The following is a 1,556-nucleotide window of genomic DNA, read 5'->3' on the forward strand; positions in this document are numbered from 1 at the left end:
CTGCGGGTGTGCTGAAGCGTCTGGCCTCGCTGCCGATGGTGTTCCACGTCGTCCTTGGTCGCGCCGTCGCTGGCTGGGTGGTCAGCTGGTCGCGGTGTCGGGTGGGTCGGCGACGCGGTCGTTGAGCCGGGTCCAGGCGGCCTGCCAGGGCCAGTCTTGGGGTAGGTGCATGATCATCCGTCGTGCTCTGGTCGCGACTCGGCACGGGATCTGGATCAGGGTGCGACGCACGGTCGCGGTGGTCGCCCGGGCCAGGTTCGCGGCGGCGAGGGTGGCAGCGGTGCGGGTGAGGTTGAACGCGATCACCGCTAGGACAAGCCAGGCGGCGTTCGCGGTGAAGACTCCCGATGGCAAGTGCGCGAGCGCGGAGTTCTTCAGGTCGGCATGGACCTGCTCAATGATCGCGTGACGACGGTGGACCTGGTCTGCGGTCACGGTGTCGAGCAGGGTCGGGTCGGTGGTGGTGAAGAACGCGTGGAACCGCCACACGTCGAAAAGGCCGTCTTGCCCCACGGCGCGATGGGCGTCGGCGTGGAAGTCGGGGATGCGCCGCACGATCAGCCGCCCGGGCACCCGGTCTCGCTGGGGTTGAGCGGCGAACGCAGTGAACGCGACCTCGGCGACCTCGGCCCGGGAGATCCACTGCCCGGTGGTGTCGTCGAAGACGGCATCGGTGTACTCGATGCTGGTCCACGCGTCGTCGCGGATCGCCGCGATTGCGGCTTTGACCCGGTTGTCCATCCGGGTGGTGACCGACACCTGCGCACCACCAGCAAGGGCGGCGTGGACCGCGTTGCGGCCGTAGAACGCCGAGTCCATCCTGACCAGCACCGGCGTGGCCGCTGGCAGGATCCGGCGGGTGGTGGTGACCGCATCGGCGACCAACCGTTTCGCACCGCGGGCCGAGGCGCACGAGCCCTTGCGGAGCCGTTGCGCCACGATCACCGGCGCAGCATCTGGGACGGTCAAGGTGGCGAGCAGCGCGTTCAGGCCCCGGACCTGGTTGTAGCCGAACCCGGCACCCTGCTTGGCGTGGCCGTGCACGCCGATGACGGTGTCGTCGACATCGACGAACGCCAACCACGGCGACGCGGTGACCACCGGGGTGAGGTCTGTCAGCTCGTGCAGAAACCGGGCGGCGACCGCGTCGAGCTGGCGGACGTGCCCGAACCGGAACATGCGCAGGAACGAGCCCAGCGTCGACGGCGCGTAGATCTGGGAGAACAGCCTGGACATCCCGCCGTGCCGCAGCAGCGCCATATCGTCGATCGAGTCAGCGCCGGCGACCATCCCCGCGACCAACGAGGCGACCTTCACCCCTGCGTTGGCGCCCTTGTCGGTCGGCACACTCAACAACCGATCCGCCAGCTCTGCCAGCCCGGCCCGGGCTGCCAACCGCATCACCGGAACCAGTCCCGCTGACCCGACCAGATTGGGATCGTCGAACACCGCTGACGTCGACTTCGCCGTGTGAGAGAGTTGCACCTCAGAGATGCCCTTCCGAGCTGAGTGGATCTGGACCGTCGCAAGTCCCAATCTCCCAGCCCGTAAGGGCA

Annotated in this window: 1 protein-coding gene; it reads right to left on the reverse strand. The window is 68.4% G+C overall.

Annotated elements, in window-relative coordinates:
• Nucleotides 1–81 precede the first annotated feature (81 nt).
• Nucleotides 82–1,485 carry an IS1380 family transposase gene (locus ABD714_RS22905; protein WP_344814782.1) on the reverse strand — a complete coding sequence of 468 codons (1,404 nt, stop codon included), beginning with the start codon at nucleotides 1,483–1,485 and terminating at the stop codon, nucleotides 82–84.
• Nucleotides 1,486–1,556: the final 71 nt, after the last annotated feature.

The organism is Microlunatus aurantiacus (assembly GCF_039536605.1).
GTDB classification, from domain to species: domain Bacteria; phylum Actinomycetota; class Actinomycetes; order Propionibacteriales; family Propionibacteriaceae; genus Microlunatus; species Microlunatus aurantiacus.